The organism is Bacillus sp. FSL K6-1005, assembly GCF_038000225.1.
GTDB lineage: Bacteria > Bacillota > Bacilli > Bacillales > Bacillaceae > Bacillus > Bacillus mojavensis.
Genome location: NZ_JBBOBP010000001.1, coordinates 1233293 through 1255120, shown reverse-complemented (window position 1 = coordinate 1255120; position 21828 = coordinate 1233293). Strand labels below are relative to the sequence as shown.

Genomic DNA, 21828 nt, shown 5'->3' with positions numbered 1-21828 from the left:
CACACGGTTTTGGGCTTTCCTTATCCAACTATCAACGTACATTGTAATTGGAAGTATGAATGCCTCTCTCTGTCAGCCAGTGATGAGTCTCACCTTTTATGACAAGAGGAGCCTTTTGCAAATCAGAAATTGTTCTGGTGCCGAGCACAGTCATAATCATTTTTAATTCCTCTAGGATCAGCTGAATCTCTTCTAGCAGCCCTTCTTCGCCTTTTTCAGTCAGCGCCTTTAAGAAGTGCCCTGCCATTCCTATACAGGAAGCCCCGAGAGCTATCGCCTTCGCGGCATCAAGCGCATTTTGAAGGCCGCCAGACGCAATCATTGGTTTATCAGGAAACTCAGAGCGGATTTCCGCCAGGCTCGCTGCTGTTGAAATACCCCATGAGTTGAAAAAGGTGATCTGCCGCTGTCTTCGGAGATTTTCTATTTTCGAGAAATTTGTCCCTCCGTAACCGCCGATATCAACAGCTGCCGCACCTGCCTCATACAGCTTTTTTGCTGATTCTTTGCTCATTCCGAAGCCTACTTCTTTTATTATGACAGGCACTTTGACTTCGCTGCAGATTTGTCCAATACGGGAAAGAGCTCCGCTAAAGCTTCTGTCGCCTTCTGGCATGACAATTTCCTGAATGACATTCAGGTGAATCTGCAGCGCGTCCGCCCCAATCATTTCGACAGCTTCCTTCGCCTGACGGGCTGTCGCCTCGCTTCCGAGATTGGCAAAAATCAGCCCATTCGGATTTTCCTTTCGGGCGATTTCATACGAATAGCGTTCAGACGGGTCTTTTAACGCCGACATTTGCGAGCCGACAGCGAGAGGGATACCAGCTATTCGAGCTGCTCTAGCAAGCGCCTTATTAATTTCATATGTAAGTTCTCCGCCGCCGCCAGTCATTGCATTGATAAAAATCGGCGAACTGCTTGAAAGTTCGCCGATTTTTGTGGAAATATCTACTTGTTCTAATGCAAGATCGGGCAGACTGACATGAACAAACGTAATATCATCAAGGCCCGTCTCCCGCTTTTGGCCGGTAGACAGGGCATGATTGATGTGTTCTCTTTTCCGTTCTGCTCGAGTCACGTTTATCACCAATTATTTTAGTTTATTAAGCTTATCTCCGATCAGATCTCCAAGCTGGAAGCCAGTGCTTGTTTCTTCCTTCGCCTGATATTGGCGGTAATCCTCTTGATCGGCTTTCGGCGTTTCTTCAAGCTCACGCATGCTTAATGAAATGCGCTCTTCATTTTCATTCACATCAAGAACCTTCACTTTTACAGTCTGTCCTTCTTCAAGAACTTCATGCGGCGTGCCGATGTGTTTATTAGAAATTTGAGAAATATGAACGAGACCTTCCACGCCAGGAAGAATTTCAACAAACGCACCGAAGCTCACGAGGCGCTGAACCTTTCCTTCAAGCACATCACCCGGTTTGACTTTCTCCCCAACTTGGCTCCAAGGTCCAGGCAGCGTTTCTTTAATAGATAGAGAAATACGCTCATTATCCCGGTCAACCGATAATACTTTCACTTTTACTTCCTGTCCTTCTTCCACAACGTCAGATGGCTTTTCAACGTGGGAGTGGGAAAGTTGTGAAATGTGCACAAGTCCGTCAATACCGCCGATATCAACAAACGCGCCAAAGTCAGTCAGGCGCTGCACTTTACCATCAAGTACACTTCCAACCTCTAGAGACTGAAGAAGGTCTTGTTTTTTATTCGCTTGCTCACTTTCAACAACCGCACGGTGTGAAAGGATGACACGGTTTTTATCACGGTCAAGCTCTACTACGAGCAGAGACAGTGTTTTTCCTTTATAGTCAGTAAAATCTTCTACAAAATGCGCTTCTACAAGTGATGCCGGAATAAAGCCTCGAACGCCGATATCAACGACAAGACCGCCTTTTACGACATCTTTTACTTCAGCTTCAAACACTTCTTTTGTTTCAAATTTTTTCTCAAGGTCTTCCCAAGCGCGGTCTGCATCAACAGCACGTTTAGATAAAATCAAAGCATCGTCTTCCACTTTTGTTACTTTCAGGTCAAGCTCATCGTCTACTTTTACGACATCCGATGCTTTCTCTACATGAAGACTTGATAATTCACTGATTGGAATAATACCGGACTGTTTGACATTGATAATTTCAACATCGACATGCTTGTCCTCTACCTTTGTCACAATCCCTTTTACTACATCTCCAACCTCTGGCACTTGAACATCAATTTGATTCATTTCCTCTGTCATTTGAATAACCTCCTTGGTCCAAACCTACACAGCTTAATTAAAAACGGTTTGAAAGCTGAACACGTATCATACATGTTCGCTTTTAGCCGAATATGTATTAAAGAATCATCCAAAAAGATTTTGAATGATCAATAAAAAGTTTTATTAGTATTAACTTCTAATAAAAGGACAGGTTTGTCAAGCAATAACATTCTTTCTTTGTTGAAAAATTCAAAAAAAGTGGCCTCCGCTGGTATCAGCGGGACTTTTGCTCCACTACATCAAGAATTTTTTCAGCAACTTCCTGAATGGAGAGAGAAGTCGTGTCGATTTCAAGCGCGTCATCTGCTTTTCGAAGCGGAGAAACTTCGCGCTCTGAATCGAGTTTATCTCTTCTTGCAATTTCCTCAATTAATGTTTCATAGTTGACATCGTAGCCTTTTTTTACATTTTCTTCATAACGGCGTTTCGCTCTCTCTTCAACAGACGCCAAAAGAAAGATTTTCACTTCGGCATTTGGGAGTACGTGAGTTCCGATATCACGCCCATCCATGACAACGCCGCCTTTTTCGCCGAGCTGCTGCTGGCGTTTCACCATTTCTTCCCTGACGCTTCTGTGCTTGGCAGCAATTGAGACCTGATTGCTGACTTCGTCTTTTCTGATGTCCTCAGTCACATCTGTGCCGTTGACAAGCACCTTTTGTCCTTCTTTGGTTGTGATCAGCTCAATAACTGTTTGCTTTAACAGCTCAGCCAATTTTGCCTCATCTGTCAAATCAACTTTTTCTTGTAAAGCCACATACGTAATGGCCCGATACATCGCTCCCGTATCAATATATATGTACGATTTTTTCTCAGCCACAATTTTGGCAACGGTGCTTTTCCCCGCAGCAGCCGGGCCGTCGATCGCAATCGATAATTTCTTTTCCATAATTCCTCTCCTTGCTCTTTTCTCCTCTATGGATTGTATCATGAACTTTATGAAAAAGGGTGAAAAATTCCTGAATAATTAATGTTTAATGGTTTCTACCCAATCATTAACCTCCATTTTATCAACCCCTTCATATTGAATCACTTTTGAGACATAAGGTTCAATATGCTGATAGTGAAAAAGAAACTGGATACCAACTAAAATCACTGCCTGAATGAACAATAATTTGAGCAGCAGCCGTTCAAAGGTCTTCATCGGCCCACCTCCATTACAAATATAGTATGGAAGTGTTTGCCGATGTTTATTCCAACCGTGCTTTCCTTCTCTTGTTTAACTGGCGGCGGATGCAATACTGAAGAAGGAGCTGCTGGTCACCTGCTGAAATCTCCGAATACTCCAAGGTCATTTTACGTTTGCCGGTTTTTGAATCATCATAAACGCGTCTGACAACCGCGGCAGCCTCTACTTGATGCGTTTTCTCCTCTTCCTGAAGGCTGATGAAAAGGCGCAGCGTATCCCCGTGCTGAAAAGAATAGCCGCCTGTCAAAATCAAAGCGATACCGCCAGCGCTGATATTGTACGAGAGTGTATGAAACTTGTCTTTTTCATCTGCCGGCTCGACCAGCACATCCAATACCGCGTCAATTCTTACATATTGCCGGCGCTGAATTCGTTTCATTTTTTCACGGGGAGGCACTTCAAGGCGAATCATTTGAAGCTTGTCCTTCACTTTTCCCTTCATGCGGCTTGAGAAGCGGTAAGGCACTTCGTCTTTACCGACAAACTCTACCGTTACTTCAGTATCGTGATGTAATATCACGGTTCTTCCTGTGTGTACATCAACTGGATATGCGATCAGGAGCTCTCCGTTTTCAATGCTCACAGCTTTGCTCTTTGCTATTTTTAATTGATTTTCTTCTATGTATTCTAAGTGTACAGTATCCCCAATTTCTATCATTGACTTCACTCTTTCGCATTCAATATATTCACTTTTTTATTAAATCATGTAATGGAAAAAAGGAAAAGACTTTTAGTCCTTTCCTCCTAGTTTTTATAGGTCTTTATATATAGGTTCGGCATTTTTTAGTTTTTCGACCTTCTCTTCAGTTCCGTCATTAGCATTTATATACATTCTGAATGTATCATTTTCAATCGTACCCAGCATTTCATAGCACAATACTTCCTGGCCTAATTCATTTGTGATCACAGCAAGCCTTGTTTCTCTCACTTCTACATTTTTGTTTAATTTTGCTTTTGCATCTTGTTCAGAAATAACCGGCTTTGGTATGTCTCTTTTTCTGTGGGATGTTAAGAAATCGCGTGCTGAAAAACCGACAACCTCGCCGTCATCCAAGGCAACTTTCATACGGATGGCTTCTGGATACATCCTGATATTATTTTCTATTGGAACATATGAGAATACACCGATTTTATCGTATTGCGCGCTTTCATCGATTTCCAGATCTTTTGTTTCATATCCGTTTTTCTTTAGAAAAGCAAGGGCTCGATTCGAACCATCATTCAAGCTGATTTTTTGATCTTTCACTTCTCTGTTCTGGATTAAATAAACCGGGTGTCCGCCTTTTTTTGTAATATCCATATATATCGCTGCTTTATGATCAGGATCTTTCATACTGATACTGTAGACGTCACGGTTTGTTTTTTTCCCGCTCTTTATCACTTTGATTGCATAATTGTCATCCGGTGCAAAGCGTTGGGCAATTTGTTTGGCTTCCTGTGCAGAAATTTCTTTCCCCTTCAGATGGGCAAAACCTTTCTCTTCTTTTTTGGTGCTGGTGAAACTAGGGCCAAGATCTGTTCCGGAGGAGAAGGACCCGACATTTTTTTCAACCGTTTTAAAGCTGTTGATGATCGTGTTATCACTCTGTTTTTCGTCAGAGGCCAGCGCCATCTCTACATCCATCCAGCGCAAGTTCTTGCTCATGACAAGGTGCTGAACGTGGCGCAATTCATTTTGGATATCTTCTGACTGCTGATAAAGCTTATTTAGCGAAGTATACTCTTTTTCATCAAGCGGTTTTTGATCCAAATCTCTGATTGACGTTTTGTAGCTGAAATCGCCGATCTTGGATAACAGCTCTTCCGTTTTGTTAAACGGCATTAATGTAAGCGGCAGCTGACTGACACTGTTATGGGCTTCTGATGTAATTCTCCAAACATCTATCAATGCGGGGGACAGTGATTTTTTGCTGTTCATGGCAAGCGTTGCGCCAATTTTATCATGCAGCTGGTCTACCTGATAGGTGAGCTCATGAAACGCCCGCTGATAGTTATTTTCAGCATGAAGAAGGACAGCGTCTTTTTCCTGGTGCTCTTTGTATCCCCAGTAACTAGTACCGACAATTGCAATACCGAGCACTGCGATTAAAATACCTCTGATCATTTATCACACCTCATTTTTATGCTTTCTTATGTCCTGCTACTCACAGAAAATGTGTTTACCGATTCTCTTAATCTGCGGGCGTCCCCAAATCCACGCGCTGGTAGCTGTATCCGGATTAAAATAATATAGCGCTTCCTCGGACGGGTCCCAGCCATTGATGGCGTCTAATACTGCTTCTTTTGCTGTTTCGTTCGGCTGCATATAAATTTGTCCGTCAGCCACCGCTGTAAAGGCAAGCGGTTCAAAAATAACACCCGCTACTGAATTTGGAAATAACGGACTGTTTAAACGGTTCAAGATAACTGCTGCAATCGCAACCTGTCCCTCGTACGGCTCGCCACGCGCTTCCCCGTAAACCGCTTGAGAAAGCAGCCGAATATCATTATTGGAAAAACCGCCCGGCATGTTAGCTGCAACCGCATCCTGTTTTTTTGTTTTTGCAGGCGTGTTGTTTTGCTGTTTATTTGCTTGCTGTTGCTGTGTTATTTTTTCAGCAGGCTGTTTCTGCCGCGTCTCTGCTTGCTGCCTTGCTTTTTGAGTCGCTGTTTTTGACGGTTTCGTTTGGTATTTCAGCGGTATTTTTCCGTAATGCGTGAATGTATTGCCTTTTTGAAGCTGCTCCATGACATATTCACGGTAATATTTAGACTTAGATATCAAGGTCTGTTTGGTTTGGGCTCCGACCAGACCGTCTATCTCTTTTAAGCCGAATTGATCCTGAAAGTTCCGTACTGCCCAGTATGTCCCCCATCCATAAACCCCGTCAATTTTCCCATTATAATATCCGTTATATTGAAGACGCGCCTGCAGCTCAATCACATCGTCCCCTGTTGCCCCTCTTTGAATGACTTGATTAGAAAAGGCTGAAATTGTTTCAGTATTGATAAACGTCGTAATTATAAAGGAAAATAAGATGAGACATGCCATAATCGATCCTTTGGACTTCATCTTTTCAAGCCTCCTACAGCAAATTTTTGAGTGTAAACGTATTTTCTGTAACGAGGTTATTTTTATACACTCTTTCCTTCTTATCCCTCACAGCTTAAAAATTTCAACAAATCAAAAAGCCGCACTATGGCTGTGCGGCTTTTCTATATCTGCATCATATTGACAGAACGGGCTTTTTTTGCTTTTCGTAAACCAAACCACCATAAAAATAACATAAATGGAAGCATGTAGTAGACCCAGTTGCTGAGGGCTGTCAGGATAAAGTCATACGACCCATGTAAAAGTGATGGCAGGACCAACGAAAGGAGAAGCCATTTCATACGTGCTTTATCAGCTGAGAAACGCGCTTTCCCGAGGTAAAACCCCATAATCACTCCAATTAAGGCATGGCATGAAACGGGCAGCAGCGCTCTGACAAACGCATGCTCCACACCATGACCGATTAAATAAAGAATATTTTCGAGTGTCGCAAAACCGAGCGATACACTTGCACCGTATACAATTCCGTCATAATGCTCATCAAAGTGGGCGTGCGGATAAACACTGATCATTAAAATAAACCATTTCAATGATTCCTCCAAAAAGCCAGAAGACAAAAAAGAAACAAAAAAGCTTCCGCCTCCCACATTCTCTTTTTGAAGTACATACTGGATAAACATAGTGGGAAATACAAGAACAACCCCAAGAAAAAATGAGCGAAGCACCATATGTACAGGTTCATTATCATACTGATCTTTTAAATAAAAATAACTTAACAGCGCGATGCCGGGAGCAATTCCTGCAGAGATGATTGCAAACATCAGGCAACCTCTTTCCTTTATATTCCTATGTCTATCCTACCATGTTGTGTATGAATTTACATCTGTCTGACTTTAAAAAAACAAAAAGAGCATACGAATCCTTCATATGCTCTCCTCTTTTCACTGATCTTCTCTTTTTGCAATTTCGTTTGCGATGTGGCCGCCGTGAAATCTTCCGTTTTCAATGAATATTTCATTTGCGTTGTTTCCGGCAGCGATGACCCCGGCAATAAAAACGCCCTCTACATTGGTTTCCATTGTTTCTTCATTAAAAAACGGACGCCCTGATTCCTCATCGATTTTCACACCGATTTTTTTCAAAAATTGATGGTCAGGATGATATCCCGTCATGGCAAATACGAAGTCGTTTTTAATGGTAATCAGCTCCTGCTGGCCGGAGCGGAAAACGACTTCATCATCAGTGATTTTTTCTACACAAGCGCCAAATTCCATTCGGATTGTACCGTTTCTTACTAAGGATTCGAATTCTGGCAGAATCCATGGCTTAATGCTTGAAGAGTATTCATTGCCCCTATATAAAACGGTGACACGCGCTCCTGATTTTACGAGTTCAAGCGCAGCATCTACACTTGAATTTTTCCCGCCGATAACGACGACGTCTTTATCGAAATACGGATGTCCTTCTTTAAAATAATGGAATACTTTCGGCAAATCCTCACCGGGTACGTTCATATAGTTTGGATGATCATAATAGCCTGTGGCAATGATGCAGTATGGCGTTGAATACGTCTCTTTTGACGTTTCGATAACAAATGTATTGTTTTCTGCTTTTGTCACTTTTTGCACCATTTCAAATGCATTCACACGGATCTTTTTTCGCTTCACGACTTCCCTATAGTACGACAAAGCCTGAATTCTGACAGGCTTTCTGTTTTCGGTAATAAATGCCACGTCACCGATTTCAAGCTTTTCACTTGAGCTGAAAAAGGTTTGATGCGTCGGATAATTGTAAATACTGTTAACGACATTGCCTTTTTCAATGACAAGGGCATCTATGCCAATTTGTTTTAGGTGAATGGCCGCAGATAATCCGCAAGGACCTCCGCCAATAATTATTGCTTTTTCTTCAATCATTTCCGTCAACTCCTGCGATTGGGCATTCAATTCACATTTTTCTATTTCCAAATAAAAAAATCTCCTATTTTATCATAGGAGATTTTTATTTTTTATGCAAATCATCAACTTATATCCAGCCTCTAAAGCGCGAAGCTTCCGCCATTTTACGCACGCCTACCATATAAGCGGCAAGTCTCATGTCGATTCTTCGGTTGTTGGCCATTTCATATATATTGTTGAATGATTTTACCATCATTTTTTCTAATTTCTCTTCTACTTCTTCCTCGCTCCAGTAGAAGCCCTGGTTATTCTGAACCCATTCAAAATAAGAAACCGTTACGCCTCCCGCGCTTGCCAGTACATCAGGAACAAGCAGAATGTCACGGTCTGATAGAATTTTTGTTCCTTCAAGCGTAGTTGGCCCGTTAGCTGCTTCAACGACGATTTTCGCCTGTATATTATGGGCATTTTCTTCTGTAATTTGGTTTTCAATCGCGGCAGGAACTAAAATATCACAATCCAGTTCCAGCAGCTCTTGGTTCGTAATGGTATCGTTGAAAAGCTTCGTCACTGTGCCAAAACTGTCACGGCGGTCGAGTAAGTAATCAATATCCAGGCCTTCAGGGTCATACAGTCCGCCGTATGCATCGGATATGCCGACAACCTTTGCCCCTGCATCATGCATAAATTTCGCCAGATAGCTTCCGGCGTTTCCGAATCCTTGAACGACGACTCGCGCACCTTCAATATCGATGCCTTTTTTCTTCGCCGCTTCTTTTATGCAGATGGTTACACCTTTTGCTGTCGCTGATTCTCTCCCGTGAGATCCGCCAAGCACAAGCGGTTTGCCTGTAATGAACCCAGGCGAATTAAATTCATCAATTCTTGAATACTCATCCATCATCCAAGCCATGATTTGTGAGTTTGTAAATACATCCGGTGCCGGCACGTCTTTCGTCGGACCGACAATTTGGCTGATAGCTCTGACATAACCCCTGCTTAGACGCTCCAGCTCTCTAAACGACATATCCCTTGGATCACAAACAATTCCGCCTTTACCACCGCCATATGGAAGATCAATGATACCGCATTTTAAACTCATCCAAATGGAAAGTGCCTTCACCTCTTTTTCAGTTACGTTGGGGTGAAAACGTATCCCGCCTTTTGTCGGACCGACGGAGTCATTGTGCTGGGCACGATAACCCGTAAAAATCTTGACTGAACCGTCGTCCATACGAACTGGTATTTTTACCGTTAATAATCTCATCGGCTCTTTTAACAATTCGTATACTTCTTCAGGATATCCCAATTTTTCCAGAGCCTTATGTATTACGGTTTGAGTTGATTTTAAAACATCAAGTTTGTCCTCTTCTGTATGACCGGTGTTTCGATCGGCTGCCATTTGAGTTAACCTCCTAGAATCTTCTGTTTCTCACATGCTCCCTTTCAGAGAATAGTATACACCTTCATATGATCTATGCATAGGATAAACGTTATGTTTTTCCATGTTTTTTAACAAAAAAAACCGCTGTAAAAAACAGCAGTTTTTCTTCCATTCTTATGAAAAATGAGTTTGGATTGTCTCTACAGCATTTCCGTCCATAATGAGCTTACCATACTCTTGTAAGCGATAAATCGTTAATGTTGTTGGATTGCCGTATTCAGCCAGGACCGCCACAACACCCTCGGCAGTCTGTGATCCCAAGTCTTCTAGGCTTAGAAAGTACTGTCCTTCATAGTGATAGACAGTCCCTCCCGTGATACCGATCCGCTGTAAGCTTTCAGAAAGCTGAATGATATCTTCAAAGGAATGGAATTGATATATGATGTCCGCGCTTTCGTCAAGCTTGACTTGCATTTCGATGTAATCATCATCATACTCATCTTCTTCTGAATCCGCTTCTTGGTTCTTTGTTACGATCACAACCATCCCTTGTGCTTGGAGAGAATACACTTCCACTGCAATCGGTCCATTCGCTTCAAAGCCGAGCTCTGTATTTGCTTCATTCATCATATCTTTAAATAACTGGTGGACTTTAAATGAGTCCTTCCAGAGGTCTTCTTTTGTTAATCCACGATCAGTCAAATCATCGAGGGTCAAAAAGATTTTAATCTTATTGTAATTCAGACGCTCAAGCCGCATAACGTTCCCTCCTGCCTCTACTTGCACACAAATCATATAACACATTATATGAGATGATGAGTCATAGGTTCTTAATTGTTATCAGTTTACACTGAGTTCACTAGTAAGACAAGCACAATGCAGTTTTTTATAGACACACTCTTTAGAGAAGTCATTCAGGTGCTGCAAGTGTCACGATGTGTGCCTCAGGCTCCGCCCCTAAACGAAGGGGCACTTTTGTTGTGCCGTACCCGTTGCTGATGAGGTATGCAGCATTTTTAACAAAACCGGTTGTACCAAGCTCATAAGGGCCGAATTTTCCAAATCGAATCTGCCCGCCATGGGTATGTCCGCTGAATATCACATCAATACCATCATTTTCATTGATTTGCTGATGAATCTCAGGGTTATGACAAACCAGAACGTTCAACTGGTTCCCGTCAATTTCTTTAATTGCTTCTTCATAATCATCCATCTCCATCCTGATGTCATCCACTCCGGCTATGGTGATGGTATGTCCGTTATAGGTAAAAGGAACCGATTCATTTCGAAGTGTAATAATACGATACGCCTTAAAAATAGTATACAGTTCACGCTGACTGACCTCATAATCATTGTTTCCCCATACAAACATGACAGGGACACCCAAACCCGCAAGCCTTCTGACGTTTTCCTCAATTCTTGAGCAGGACACTCCACCTTCAGCTAAATCACCGCCGATTATCACCAGATCCGGCTCATGGCCCTGCGCTTCCTCTAAAAGACCGTGATCAACAATACGTTTGTGAATGTCAGATATAAAAAAAATCGTTAGAGGCGGCTTCCCCTTCATTTTTGATAACGTAAATGTATGGTTTTTTAGATGATTGCCTTTTGCCACTGAATACATTTTTGCCGTCATTGCCGCTGCCGCAATCGCTAATGCACCCGCAATTTTCATTGATCGCTTCATAAAAAACTCTCCATTCTTTTAGAACTTATCAATAAGACGGACAATAAAAAAAAGACGTTTCTATCGTTTGAGAAAACGCCCCATTTTATTTACTTTCAAAATATAGATTAATATCATATTGGTGCTTCATCAATTGAAAAACAGATTCTCGCACCTTCCATTTATCAGGCTGCGGCCAGAGATCAGTGCTTTTCTGAATAATTTCACATCTCAGTTTATGGAAATCTCCCTCGGCTTTTTCTTCTTTTTTCTTAAAATAATATGAAGTGCAGTATGCAAAAGCAGTTGCCATCATCCAAAATAAATAAAAGGTATGGCTTAGCATTTCTTGAAGAATGAGCTGAGGCGCCGGGCTTTTGATCATCATTAAAAGACATAATAAGCCTAGGCAAATGAGTGAGGTCCACCGCCACCTGCGGCATTGCGCAGCATAGTTTTCGTATTTTTGTTTTCGTTTCACCAACGCCTGTAGCATCTGTTTGGTCGGCGCGTCCGTAAATCGGTCCAGCTGGTTCCATAAGGATTCCATACGCTTCACACCTTGTCCCTTTTCATTGCTACAATATATGAGCCTGCGATCAAAAAGATGCCCGCTAATAAGTCAAAGGGATGTCCAAAATTTGCCCGGTATAAACGTCATTTCCGTTCAAATGATTATAGGCACGGATCTTTTCTTCTCCTGATCTGCTTTTATAATATTTCATGGAAATGCGGTACAGCGTTTCTTTCTTTTGAACGGTGTGCTTCACGATATGTTCCGCCTCGGTTTCTTGAACTGGTTCAGGTTGCTGCGGTATTTGTTCCTGCTCTTTTTGGACTGTTTTTTCTGGGGAAGGGGAAGCAGCCGCGCTTTTTGCTTCCTGTTTGTTCGCTGTGTCCTCTTTTTCCGCTACAGCAGGCTGCTTCTTATCAGTTGTTGTTTCTGTTTGTTTCTCTGTCTTTTTGTCTTCAGATTTTTTTTTTGACTCTTCGCGCAGAACTGTCTCTTGCATTTCTTTTTTGGCCTCTGGTTTTTGGACCACCTCGTATTTACTCTGGCTGCTGTCTATAAATACATCTTCATAATCATCGGGATTTCCCGGATGGCTTTTCATTAGATAAAATAAGGCGACAAAGACGATAACCGGCACAAATACAAACAGTACCGCGAGAGTGGTAAATAATGGCGTTCTTGTTTTGCCTTGCTTTTTTTTCTTCTCTCTTTGATTTTTTACAGATTGTCTTGTCGGAAGGCTTTCTTCATCCTCTTCGAAAAGGTCGTCCGCCAATGCGGCATTATGGTCTTCATAAAGATTCTGAGCTTTTCTTCTCTCAACTCTAGACATGTTCGTCATGTGTATCCCTCCTAACATGTTCAAAACGAATCTGACAGGCAAACACGGCATCAATAATAAAATGCGCCGTTACCGGAACAAATAAATTACCGGTCCATTCATAAATCAGTCCAAGCAAAAAGCTGATTGCCGTCACCATGATAAATAGCAGCCATTTTGTCAAATACCGAAAATGAAGAACAGCAAAAACAAGACTGGCCGCCCATAAACCAATATGGGTCTGCAGCACTCCCCTAAATAACATTTCTTCAGCGAAAGAAATTAGAAGCGTTAAAAATATAATATGAGGGATTGGCCTTTTACTGAATAATTTTTTATTGATTCCGCCGTCATCATATAAATGAGACGGACACCATTTCATGATTGCCATGTCGGCTAAAACGACAATAACTGCAAGAGAAACACCATACCAAATGATTCTTGTATCTCTAATATGCCAGAGGCTGAAAAAATCACTTATATCCTGAAAAAAGAACAAAACGGCAGCAGCGGACAACATGATGACCAGAAGCTGTGTCATGTATAGCTGCTTCAGTATATCACGGTCAGACAGATGTTGGATCAAATCCCTTTGCTGTTTCAGTTCGGCTCACCTACAGTCTTTAGACTGAATATACGGTGCAATTCCGATCTCCAGCCGTCTAATGGTGCTATTTGGACGCGCTCCTCTTTTTGTTCATACAGCGAAAGATCAAAACCGCAATGTGAACAGCATGGCATGCTTCCTTTATCGGGCTCGTATGTTTCATCAAAATAGGCTAACAACGATTGTCTTAAGCAGCCATCGCGATGAAGCAAAGCTGCCACGTGACGCATTTTTTCAAGTTTCAGCTCCATGCGATACGTGATTTCCCGCTTGATCAGATCAATAGATGTTTTCCCCTGCATAAAGAGATGGATGATCATGCGCGACTGCGTCTCTGTGATACCATATTGCATGAATAATTCGCGCAGTTTTCTTTCGTCCCGTTCTTCCGTTTCTTCCAGCACGCGAATAACATTGGCGATTTCTCCATCCGCAAGACTCTCCATTTGGATAATCTGCTCTTGCAATTCGAAATCTCCAGGCGCTCTGAGCAAAATGCTGACACTCGGTTTTCCGTCACGCCCTGCTCTGCCGATTTCCTGCATAAAAGCTTCAGCCGTCTGCGGGAGATAAAAATGTATGACATATTTGATATCAGATTTATCAACACCCATTCCAAACGCATTTGTACAGCAAATGACATCAAGCTGGTTATTAATAAATTGCTGCTGAATTAACATTCTGTCGCCAGAATCCATGCCGCCATGGTAATAATCAACCCTGCTGCTTGTTTTGTTTTTTATTTCCTCCGCTAATTCCTCTGCCCATTTCCTTGTCGGACAATAGACAATTCCCGATCCTTGCAGGTTTTCAACCAGCTGAATGACCCTATCTATTTTTTCGGCAGTATCCGCAGTATTTTCAACTTTGAGTGCAATATTCGGCCGGTTAACCGAGTTAAGATGCCGTTCGGCATGATGCAGTTCAAGCAAATTCATGACATCATGCAGCGTATCCTTCGTCGCCGTAGCCGTCAGAGCAAGCACCGGCGGATGCCCAAGTGTTTTTCTCAGCTGTCCAAGCTTTGAATAATCCGGCCTAAAATCATGTCCCCACTCCGATATACAATGCGCTTCATCAATAACGAAGAGACTGATCGGAACGCTCTTTAATTTTTCCAAAACATATGACGACTGCAAAGCTTCGGGCGACAGATACAAAAATTTGTACCGATGGATATGCTCTAAAACGAATTGTCTTTCCTGCCTGCCGAGCATACTATTCAAAGCGGCAGCCCGTTTTTCTCCCCGCGCTTTCAGCTGCTGCACCTGATCCTCCATCAAAGAAAGCAAAGGAGAAACGATTAATATCATACCGTCAAGCATGTAACCGGGCAACTGGTAGCAAAGAGACTTCCCTCCCCCTGTCGGAAGCATTGCAATGGTATCCTTTCCGCTGAGAACGCTTCTGATGATGTCCTCCTGTCCTTTTTTAAAGGAATGAAAACCAAAAAACTGATATAACACTTGCTGTAATTTAGTCATACTGTTTCACCTGCTTTGCCAATGCCAGCCTGATTTGAAAGTAGCTGAACCGCTGCTCTAGGCCTTCTCGAATTTGTTTGATCTTGTTTGTCCGCATGCTTTTGGCGAACTCAGCAATTTGGAGCTGATCCTCAGCCGAAATATATTCATCAATCACAAAAGCCGGCTCATGAAGAGAAATTTCGACGATATGGTCTTCAATTGTGGCAGTTTTCAGCTTTCTGATTTCAGCAATTCGCTGAATCGGAATCCCTTGTCTGACCATCTGCCATGTTTTTCTCGTAGACTCAGTCAGCGCATTCTCCAGATGCACATCGGAAAGAAGATCCTTTAGTATAGAATCTTCACATTGCGGCAAGGAATGAATAAAATAATGTACCGCAGCCCAAAACAAGACATAAACGTACCACTCGTCTTCTTTCAGATTGTCAGCAAGCTGCCTGCTCGTATAACCGATCCTATTATATGAAGTTAATGAGTAGACAAAGATAAGAGCTGCTTTCTCGTCAAGCCTTTGCAAATGATCCTCCAGCATTTCCTGCAAGCCCCTTGCCAGTTTTTCATGATCCTTCTGCATGTGCATGTATCGCTTGACCCAGTGAAGCGTCTTATAATCTTTTGTGACGGGAATATACTGTCTGCTGCTGCGCTGCTTATTTGACAATACCTGTACGAGAAGGGAAAGTCTTTTCCAGAGCACGCTTGCGGCCTGCTGAAAATAAGCGCCGTGGCAATGGGCTGGCCAAGGCCGTTCACTCAGCGCCTGCCTCAACATGCTTTCGCCTCTTATAGTCACTCTGTATGTATCTGTTTCTGACATTGGTTCCAGAAATGACTGCTGTTCAAGCTTGCGAAGTGATCCTGATATGTCGCTTCTTGAACATTGCGGAGCCATTCCAAAATATCTTGCAGTCTGAAATAAGCCGGCATCTTGAATGGTTTGTGACGATCTTTTTCCTTTAAATAGGTGAAAAACGGCACTTCCTGTCCGTTCCCCGTTTATTTTAGAAAGGCAATCGAGAACCATAATATCAAAGTAATGTAATGACAACCTATCCACCCACATTCTTCCTGACAAAAATCGTTGGTTTGCTCTTTTTATTTTAACAGATTTTAAACATAAATCGACGTTTAAAGTCATCATTAGGGGGGATGTTATGTAGATGACCCCTTATGTGATAAGCATTCTCAATCATTTTTCTGTTGAAATGTGGCATCAACATCATTACAATAAGTAAGAGGAATAGGTGTTAAATTGATTAAATATAAAAGATTGATCCATTTGTTCCACCAAGAACAATCTGGGAGGTTTTATTCATGGCAAAGTACACAATCGTAGACAAAGATACATGCATTGCATGCGGCGCTTGCGGAGCGGCTGCACCAGACATTTACGATTACGATGATGAAGGCATCGCGTTCGTAACGCTTGACGAAAATAAAGGCGTTGTCGAAGTTCCTGAAGTACTGGAAGAAGATATGATTGACGCTTTTGAAGGATGCCCTACTGATTCCATCAAAGTGGCGGATGAGCCATTTGAGGGCGACCCGCTTAAATTTGAATAGAAGTAATCGAAAAAGCTCCCCTGCGGGAGCTTTTTTTATTTAATGAATATGCGCGCTTCTTTGCTGTTCAATCCACGGTTTAAGCTTGATAAAGATGAGTGCGAACACAATCGTAATGACAATGCCTTTTATGAGGTTAAACGGCAGGATACCAGCGACTACCGCTGTTTTCAGCGCACTGTCGGATAATGCCGGGGAGTGTAAAAACCATGTGTAGGCCGGAAGAATCAGAACATAATTCAGAATGCTCATCAGCACCGTCATAGCTGCAGTTCCAATCAGAAGACTCACTGTCAGGCCTTTTGCTGAATTCAGCTTTTTAAATAAGAAAGCAGTCGGCAATATAAAGAGTGTTCCAGCAATGAAATTTGCAATTTGTCCTACAGGCACTCCAGCCATGCTCCCCTGAATGATATATTGAAGAACATTTTTTATCGCTTCAACGGCAATACCCGCTAAAGGTCCGTATATAAGAATCGCAATAATGGCAGGGACATCACTGAAATCAATTTTTAAATAATCAGGAAGCCCCGGAAACGGAAAATTTAACAGCATCAATACAAATGCAATGCTGCTCAGCATGCTGATCACGACTAATTTTTTTACTTTCAAGTTGCTCTCTCCTTTTCGATCACATCTTACTCGAAAAGCGGAAAGGTTCTTTTTCCAGCCAATAAAAAAACCGCTCTATGATATAAAAGCGGGGTTTCAAAAATTTGGCTTGGTAAAGAAACGTTTGAAAACCTTTTTTCAAAACGCTGCTGAACCTCCATCTTCTCCCATCCAGACTATACTGTCGGCTTCGGAATCACACCGAATCCTGCTGTCAAAAACAGCTCGCGGGCTTAGAGCCAGTTGCTCATCACCGCCGGTAGGGAATTTCACCCTGCCCCGAAGATTGATCATATGAATTTGGTTCCATTATAAACGATAAATGATTGGTTGTATAGATAATTGCTTCAAATTAAAAATATCGCCAAAAGTCTCTAAAACTGGTCAAATCCTCACTTTCCTTTTATCCTTTACTGCGTCAATACACATTGACACTCTATTGAGAATATGTTAAATTATCAGATATTTAGTTTGTCAATTTAGGAGGAAATCTTACGATGTTTCGAGTATTGGTCTCAGACAAAATGAGCAACGACGGCTTACAGCCACTTATTGAATCAGACTTTATTGAAATCGTCCAAAAAAACGTAGCAGATGCAGAGGATGAATTACATACCTTTGATGCTCTATTGGTGCGAAGCGCGACAAAAGTAACAGAAGACCTTTTTCAAAAAATGACTTCTTTAAAAATCGTCGGAAGAGCCGGTGTCGGTGTGGATAATATCGATATTGACGAAGCGACGAAACATGGGGTTATTGTTATTAATGCGCCAAACGGAAACACAATTTCCACAGCTGAGCACACATTTGCGATGATCTCATCTTTAATGAGACACATCCCTCAGGCCAATATCTCTGTAAAATCCAGAGAATGGAACCGCACAGCATATGTCGGTTCGGAACTTTACGGCAAAACACTTGGAATTGTAGGATTAGGCAGAATCGGAAGCGAAATTGCACAGCGTGCGAGAGCCTTCGGTATGACTGTGCACGTTTTTGATCCTTTCTTAACAGAAGAAAGAGCGAAAAAAATCGGTGTAAACAGCCGTACGTTCGAAGAAGTCTTGGAAAGCGCAGATATCATCACTGTGCATACGCCATTAACAAAAGAAACAAAAGGCTTATTAAACAAAGAAACGATTGCAAAAACGAAAAAGGGTGTTCGCTTAATTAACTGTGCACGAGGCGGCATTATCGATGAGGCAGCTCTTCTTGAAGCTTTAGAAAGCGGCCATGTTGCCGGTGCGGCGCTTGACGTTTTTGAAGTTGAACCGCCGGTTGATAATAAGCTCGTTGACCACCCGTTGGTGATTGCCACTCCTCACCTAGGGGCATCGACAAAAGAAGCACAGCTGAATGTTGCAGCGCAAGTATCAGAAGAAGTGCTGCAGTTCGCAAAAGGTCTTCCTGTTATGTCAGCCATTAACCTGCCTGCCATGACAAAGGATGAATTCGCTAAAATTAAGCCGTACCACCAAATTGCAGGGAAAATCGGCAGCCTCGTATCACAATGCATGAAAGAGCCGGTACAGGATGTCGCGATTCAATATGAAGGCACAATTGCTAAACTTGAAACATCGTTTATTACAAAAAGCCTTCTGTCAGGCTTCTTAAAACCACGCGTTGACTCAACAGTTAACGAAGTAAATGCGGGCGGTGTCGCAAAAGAACGCGGCATTAGCTTTAGTGAAAAGATTTCCACTTCTGAATCTGGATACGATAATTGCATTAGCGTAAAAGTAACAGGAGACCGCAGCACCTTTACAGTTACAGCTACGTATATCCCTCATTTCGGAGAACGCATTGTCGAAATCAACGGGTTTAATATCGACTTTTATCCAACAGGCCACCTGGTTTACATTCAGCATCAGGATACGACGGGGGTCATCGGCCGAGTGGGACGTATTCTCGGAGATAACGATATTAATATTGCAACCATGCAGGTTGGCCGTAAAGAAAAAGGCGGAGAAGCCATCATGATGCTTTCTTTTGACAGACATTTAGAAGATAAAATTGTGAAAGAACTAACAGATGTTCCTGATATCGTGTCTGTAAAACTTATTGATCTTCCATGATGAAAAAACTCAAGCTTTGCAGCTTGAGTTTTTTTGCTTTTAACGGTTTTCTGTTTATGTATGTTTGTGCAGTACTTCTAACACGTTTCTCAGCTCGGATACTGGTATTTGCCCAGGTGCTGAAGCCTCTTCTCCTGCGCCGAATGTGCAAGCTGATCCAAATATTTCACCGCTCAGCCTGCTGACCAATCCTGTTCCCGCCATTGACATTGTGATCATCGGGCGGTCCGCATATTTTGTTTTCATGGTATATGTTGCATCAAGCAAGGTTAAAAGATCACCTGTATCCTTCGGCATTACAGCTATTTTCGGAATATGCGCTCCTAACTCCTGCATTTTTCGAAGCCGAGAAATGATCTCTTCCTTTGCAGGTGTATTCTGAAAGTCATGATTAGACATAATCACATGGACACCGTTTTCTCCCGCTAAAGATACTAGCGCTTTCACGTTCGCCTCTCCTGAAAATAGTTCAATATCAATAAAGTCTATGTCTTTTGTGCGGATAGCCGTTTCAAGCAAAGCGATATAGGAACTTACATCCATTTCTTTGCTCCCGCCTTCTTTATGCGATCTGAATGTAAATAGAAACAGCTTGTCTCTCAAAGACTCTCGCAGCTTTGAGATCATCTTTATGACTGCTTCACTGTCGTCTGCTTTTTCAAATCCATCGACTCTCCACTCTACAATATCCGGATCCAGTAATTTTACAGCTTCTGCTTCTTTTAAAATTTGCTTTTCTGTTTTACCCATCAGCGGAACGATGATTTTTGGCATCCCTTCTCCAATGGAAACTCCTTTGATTGTTAGCGTGTTCACTTATCTCAAATCCTTTCAATCCTCACTTGTTCTATTATACACTTACACTTATTTTGTGAAAATTCCTATTATATTAAAAAACAAAAAAGCCCAAAGGCTTTTTCAGTTTAAAGAAATCGGATTGGGGGCAGCGGGTACCGGTATTGGATCTGAAACATCATATTTTCCAATTTTATTTGATCTAGTTTCTGTAAAAGTCACTTCTGTAAATCCAAATTCCTTTGCTGTTAAAAGAAGTCCCTCAAGCATTAAAATACCGGTGATTGAATCCTCGACTGCCGAGTTTTTTGAGAAGTGAATATATAAATGTTTATGTTTTTCTGTTATTGATTTGATATCACCTGCGTGAATAACAGGTTCTGTATCCGGTTTACTGTTTGTTTCCATTTCCTTAAACGCTTCTTTTATTGTTTGAAACGTTTTTTCAGAGGGAACAAGAAAGTCTTGTCCGTCTTTATTGTGATACAAATAGTAAGCTTTGTTCGTCTGTGTGTGAACAGGAATTTCAGTCAAAGTGCCATAGGAGCCAACTTTTGCACCAGCCCCGTTTTGATCGGTTGAAAACTTGACTCTCTCATAAGGGCTCCATTTCATTGTTTCTTTCAGCAATTTTTTTAATAGTTTAGCGTCTTTTAGAGAATCAACCTCAATGTTCTCGTTAACTTGTATTCTTAGTTCTTTCTGTTTCTCCGTTACTTTCACTTCATCCATAAAGGATGGAATGGTGACGGCGTGATCAAGATAGCCTGATTGGTCACTGGCAAACAGGACATCCTGTATGTTTTGGTTTGAATTTGTTTTTTTGATGCTGATGGGTACGATTGTGGACGTATCGGCATCGGCAAACGCTACAGTTATATAATTGCTCTGTTCCTTTTCAGAAACAACAAACGAAGTCTGATCCAGCAACGGTGCTGCTTTTTGACTGTCTGCTGTCTCAGTTTTCGTTATAGCGTTTTCTTTAACCGCTTCTTTTTGAGGCTCTGCCTGATCAAAGAAATGAGGAGAAATAATGAAAGCGATATAAACTGCAGCAGCTGCTGCACATACGGGGCCAATCCATTTTACAGGGGGCTTTTTCTTCCGTTTTACCATCGAAAGCCGCTTGTATATGTCTTGCGGAGAACGATGGTCTTTAACTGCCGGCAGTTGACTTAACAACTCCTTTATCTGTTCTTCGTTCCAATCTGACTTCATCATCCATTAGCTCCTCCCTCAAAAGCTCCATATGTTTCCGAAGTACCTTGAGCCCTCTGTGTTGGGTCGTTTTTACTTTGCTTTCCGAGAAGCGCAGAGCATTGGCTGTTTCCTGTATTGAATATCCTTGTATAAACCGTAAGATAATCACAGCTCTTTGATCGATCGTGCATTGATCAAGCGCAGCATAAATTTCCCGGACATTTTCATGTTGAACCGCGAGTTCGTCCGGAAGCAATTGCTGATCTCTGACATCCTGTGTATCCCAATCAAATGTGCCGAGTACACGCTGTCTGATTGTCTGCTGCTTACGGAACCAGTCTATCGCCACATGGCGTGCAATCGACAATAGCCATGTTTTTTCACTGCTTCTTCCTTCAAACGTATGATATGAATTTAATACACGAATATAAACCTCTTGAAGAAGGTCTTCAGCCTGGCTTTTATCCTTTACCATATAAAATAAAAATTGGTATAAATCTTGATGGTGTGTTTTATATAACACTTGAAAGGTTTCTTCCATAGGAAACCCCTCCGTTTCTTTAGTCGTAATAATAGCTTAAAAGTTACATTACAACTATATTACGAGAAACTGGAATTTGGAAGGGAATTTATATTAACATATCCTTAAATTTTATTAAGAAAACACCCGCTTAGGTCAGCGGGTGTTTCTTATGGAACAAGATTCTTCGGCAAATTCAGA

23 protein-coding genes and 1 riboswitch are annotated in these 21828 nt (G+C 41.9%); of the genes, 2 read left to right on the top strand and 21 right to left on the bottom strand.

Annotated elements, in window-relative coordinates; all coding sequences use genetic code 11:
- Positions 1–31: 31 nt before the first annotated feature.
- The 17 genes from fni to NST16_RS06455 all read right to left on the bottom strand — a co-directional run bounded on the left by fni (position 32) and on the right by NST16_RS06455 (position 15910).
- A complete protein-coding gene (fni, locus tag NST16_RS06535) occupies positions 32–1081 on the bottom strand; it encodes a type 2 isopentenyl-diphosphate Delta-isomerase (protein ID WP_340884980.1) in 1050 nt (349 codons plus the stop codon).
- A 12-nt stretch (positions 1082–1093) separates the two neighbouring features.
- Entirely contained in the window at positions 1094–2242 is a 1149-nt protein-coding gene (rpsA, locus tag NST16_RS06530; protein WP_010334756.1) for a 30S ribosomal protein S1, read from the bottom strand.
- A 235-nt stretch (positions 2243–2477) separates the two neighbouring features.
- Positions 2478–3152, bottom strand: coding sequence for a (d)CMP kinase (cmk, locus tag NST16_RS06525; protein WP_340884977.1), 675 nt, complete (start codon positions 3150–3152; stop codon positions 2478–2480).
- Positions 3153–3230: 78 nt separating this feature from the next.
- Complete coding sequence (locus NST16_RS06520) at positions 3231–3407, bottom strand: YpfB family protein (RefSeq protein WP_010334758.1); 177 nt, start codon at positions 3405–3407, stop codon at positions 3231–3233.
- A 46-nt stretch (positions 3408–3453) separates the two neighbouring features.
- Positions 3454–4110, bottom strand: a complete 657-nt coding sequence (locus NST16_RS06515; protein WP_229147046.1) for a flagellar brake protein — start codon at positions 4108–4110, stop codon at positions 3454–3456.
- A 93-nt stretch (positions 4111–4203) separates the two neighbouring features.
- Positions 4204–5556 carry a germination protein YpeB gene (ypeB, locus tag NST16_RS06510; RefSeq protein WP_029441349.1) on the bottom strand — a complete coding sequence of 451 codons (1353 nt, stop codon included), beginning with the start codon at positions 5554–5556 and terminating at the stop codon, positions 4204–4206.
- 36 nt (positions 5557–5592) lie between these two features.
- A complete protein-coding gene (gene sleB / locus NST16_RS06505) occupies positions 5593–6504 on the bottom strand; it encodes a spore cortex-lytic enzyme (protein WP_268449440.1) in 912 nt (303 codons plus the stop codon).
- A gap of 143 nt (positions 6505–6647) precedes the next feature.
- Entirely contained in the window at positions 6648–7304 is a 657-nt protein-coding gene (prsW, locus tag NST16_RS06500; protein WP_339176986.1) for a glutamic-type intramembrane protease PrsW, read from the bottom strand.
- Positions 7305–7424: 120 nt separating this feature from the next.
- Positions 7425–8399: a YpdA family putative bacillithiol disulfide reductase gene (locus tag NST16_RS06495; RefSeq protein ID WP_340888298.1), complete on the bottom strand. Its 975-nt coding sequence runs from the start codon at positions 8397–8399 to the stop codon at positions 7425–7427.
- Between the two features lie 109 nt (positions 8400–8508).
- Positions 8509–9783, bottom strand: coding sequence for an NAD-specific glutamate dehydrogenase (gene gudB, locus NST16_RS06490; protein WP_010334764.1), 1275 nt, complete (start codon positions 9781–9783; stop codon positions 8509–8511).
- 156 nt (positions 9784–9939) lie between these two features.
- Complete coding sequence (locus tag NST16_RS06485; protein WP_010334765.1) at positions 9940–10524, bottom strand: genetic competence negative regulator; 585 nt, start codon at positions 10522–10524, stop codon at positions 9940–9942.
- Between the two features lie 151 nt (positions 10525–10675).
- A complete protein-coding gene (locus NST16_RS06480; RefSeq protein WP_229147041.1) occupies positions 10676–11455 on the bottom strand; it encodes a metallophosphoesterase in 780 nt (259 codons plus the stop codon).
- Positions 11456–11540: 85 nt separating this feature from the next.
- The gene (locus NST16_RS06475) at positions 11541–11984 is read right to left on the bottom strand and encodes a YpbF family protein (RefSeq protein ID WP_340884963.1); all 444 of its coding nucleotides are present in this window, start codon (positions 11982–11984) and stop codon (positions 11541–11543) included.
- A 64-nt stretch (positions 11985–12048) separates the two neighbouring features.
- A complete protein-coding gene (locus tag NST16_RS06470) occupies positions 12049–12789 on the bottom strand; it encodes a LysM peptidoglycan-binding domain-containing protein (protein ID WP_340884960.1) in 741 nt (246 codons plus the stop codon).
- Positions 12773–13354 (bottom strand): CPBP family intramembrane glutamic endopeptidase, encoded by a 582-nt coding sequence (locus NST16_RS06465; protein ID WP_326192673.1) that lies wholly within the window; start codon positions 13352–13354, stop codon positions 12773–12775. Before NST16_RS06465 ends, NST16_RS06470 begins: the two co-directional genes overlap by 17 nt.
- A gap of 14 nt (positions 13355–13368) precedes the next feature.
- Positions 13369–14859: a RecQ family ATP-dependent DNA helicase gene (locus tag NST16_RS06460; protein ID WP_340884954.1), complete on the bottom strand. Its 1491-nt coding sequence runs from the start codon at positions 14857–14859 to the stop codon at positions 13369–13371.
- The gene (locus NST16_RS06455; protein WP_340888297.1) at positions 14852–15910 is read right to left on the bottom strand and encodes a helix-turn-helix domain-containing protein; all 1059 of its coding nucleotides are present in this window, start codon (positions 15908–15910) and stop codon (positions 14852–14854) included. The genes NST16_RS06460 and NST16_RS06455 overlap by 8 nt, the downstream gene beginning before the upstream one ends.
- Positions 15911–16176: 266 nt before the next feature.
- Here NST16_RS06455 and NST16_RS06450 point away from each other — a divergent pair, with 266 nt between their 5' ends.
- Positions 16177–16425, top strand: coding sequence for a ferredoxin (locus NST16_RS06450; protein ID WP_003225461.1), 249 nt, complete (start codon positions 16177–16179; stop codon positions 16423–16425).
- A 39-nt stretch (positions 16426–16464) separates the two neighbouring features.
- Here NST16_RS06450 and fmnP read toward each other — a convergent pair whose 3' ends face one another.
- Positions 16465–17037 (bottom strand): riboflavin transporter FmnP, encoded by a 573-nt coding sequence (gene fmnP / locus NST16_RS06445; protein ID WP_340884951.1) that lies wholly within the window; start codon positions 17035–17037, stop codon positions 16465–16467.
- A 155-nt stretch (positions 17038–17192) separates the two neighbouring features.
- Positions 17193–17328: riboswitch (FMN riboswitch) on the bottom strand.
- A gap of 206 nt (positions 17329–17534) precedes the next feature.
- Between fmnP and serA the strand changes: the two genes are divergently transcribed.
- Positions 17535–19112 (top strand): phosphoglycerate dehydrogenase, encoded by a 1578-nt coding sequence (serA, locus tag NST16_RS06440; RefSeq protein WP_010334772.1) that lies wholly within the window; start codon positions 17535–17537, stop codon positions 19110–19112.
- Positions 19113–19166: 54 nt separating this feature from the next.
- Here serA and aroD read toward each other — a convergent pair whose 3' ends face one another.
- The 3 genes from aroD to sigX all read right to left on the bottom strand — a co-directional run bounded on the left by aroD (position 19167) and on the right by sigX (position 21648).
- Positions 19167–19928, bottom strand: coding sequence for a type I 3-dehydroquinate dehydratase (gene aroD, locus NST16_RS06435; protein ID WP_340884946.1), 762 nt, complete (start codon positions 19926–19928; stop codon positions 19167–19169).
- Between the two features lie 102 nt (positions 19929–20030).
- A complete protein-coding gene (locus NST16_RS06430; protein ID WP_326217950.1) occupies positions 20031–21128 on the bottom strand; it encodes a sigma-X negative effector in 1098 nt (365 codons plus the stop codon).
- Positions 21064–21648 (bottom strand): RNA polymerase sigma factor SigX, encoded by a 585-nt coding sequence (gene sigX / locus NST16_RS06425; RefSeq protein WP_340884939.1) that lies wholly within the window; start codon positions 21646–21648, stop codon positions 21064–21066. Before sigX ends, NST16_RS06430 begins: the two co-directional genes overlap by 65 nt.
- Positions 21649–21828: the final 180 nt, after the last annotated feature.

Bases quoted from the DNA above. Each gene is read 5' to 3' on its own strand.
- rpsA (WP_010334756.1), bottom strand. From the start codon at position 2,242: ATGACAGAGGAAATGAATCAAATTGATGTTCAAGTGCCAGAGGTTGGA.
- cmk (WP_340884977.1), bottom strand. From the start codon at position 3,152: ATGGAAAAGAAATTATCGATTGCGATCGACGGCCCGGCTGCTGCGGGG.
- NST16_RS06520 (WP_010334758.1), bottom strand. From the start codon at position 3,407: ATGAAGACCTTTGAACGGCTGCTGCTCAAATTATTGTTCATTCAGGCA.
- NST16_RS06515 (WP_229147046.1), bottom strand. From the start codon at position 4,110: ATGATAGAAATTGGGGATACTGTACACTTAGAATACATAGAAGAAAAT.
- ypeB (WP_029441349.1), bottom strand. From the start codon at position 5,556: ATGATCAGAGGTATTTTAATCGCAGTGCTCGGTATTGCAATTGTCGGT.
- sleB (WP_268449440.1), bottom strand. From the start codon at position 6,504: ATGAAGTCCAAAGGATCGATTATGGCATGTCTCATCTTATTTTCCTTT.
- prsW (WP_339176986.1), bottom strand. From the start codon at position 7,304: ATGTTTGCAATCATCTCTGCAGGAATTGCTCCCGGCATCGCGCTGTTA.
- NST16_RS06495 (WP_340888298.1), bottom strand. From the start codon at position 8,399: ATGATTGAAGAAAAAGCAATAATTATTGGCGGAGGTCCTTGCGGATTA.
- gudB (WP_010334764.1), bottom strand. From the start codon at position 9,783: ATGGCAGCCGATCGAAACACCGGTCATACAGAAGAGGACAAACTTGAT.
- NST16_RS06485 (WP_010334765.1), bottom strand. From the start codon at position 10,524: ATGCGGCTTGAGCGTCTGAATTACAATAAGATTAAAATCTTTTTGACC.
- NST16_RS06480 (WP_229147041.1), bottom strand. From the start codon at position 11,455: ATGAAGCGATCAATGAAAATTGCGGGTGCATTAGCGATTGCGGCAGCG.
- NST16_RS06475 (WP_340884963.1), bottom strand. From the start codon at position 11,984: ATGGAATCCTTATGGAACCAGCTGGACCGATTTACGGACGCGCCGACC.
- NST16_RS06470 (WP_340884960.1), bottom strand. From the start codon at position 12,789: ATGACGAACATGTCTAGAGTTGAGAGAAGAAAAGCTCAGAATCTTTAT.
- NST16_RS06460 (WP_340884954.1), bottom strand. From the start codon at position 14,859: ATGACTAAATTACAGCAAGTGTTATATCAGTTTTTTGGTTTTCATTCC.
- NST16_RS06450 (WP_003225461.1), top strand. From the start codon at position 16,177: ATGGCAAAGTACACAATCGTAGACAAAGATACATGCATTGCATGCGGC.
- serA (WP_010334772.1), top strand. From the start codon at position 17,535: ATGTTTCGAGTATTGGTCTCAGACAAAATGAGCAACGACGGCTTACAG.
- NST16_RS06430 (WP_326217950.1), bottom strand. From the start codon at position 21,128: ATGATGAAGTCAGATTGGAACGAAGAACAGATAAAGGAGTTGTTAAGT.
- sigX (WP_340884939.1), bottom strand. From the start codon at position 21,648: ATGGAAGAAACCTTTCAAGTGTTATATAAAACACACCATCAAGATTTA.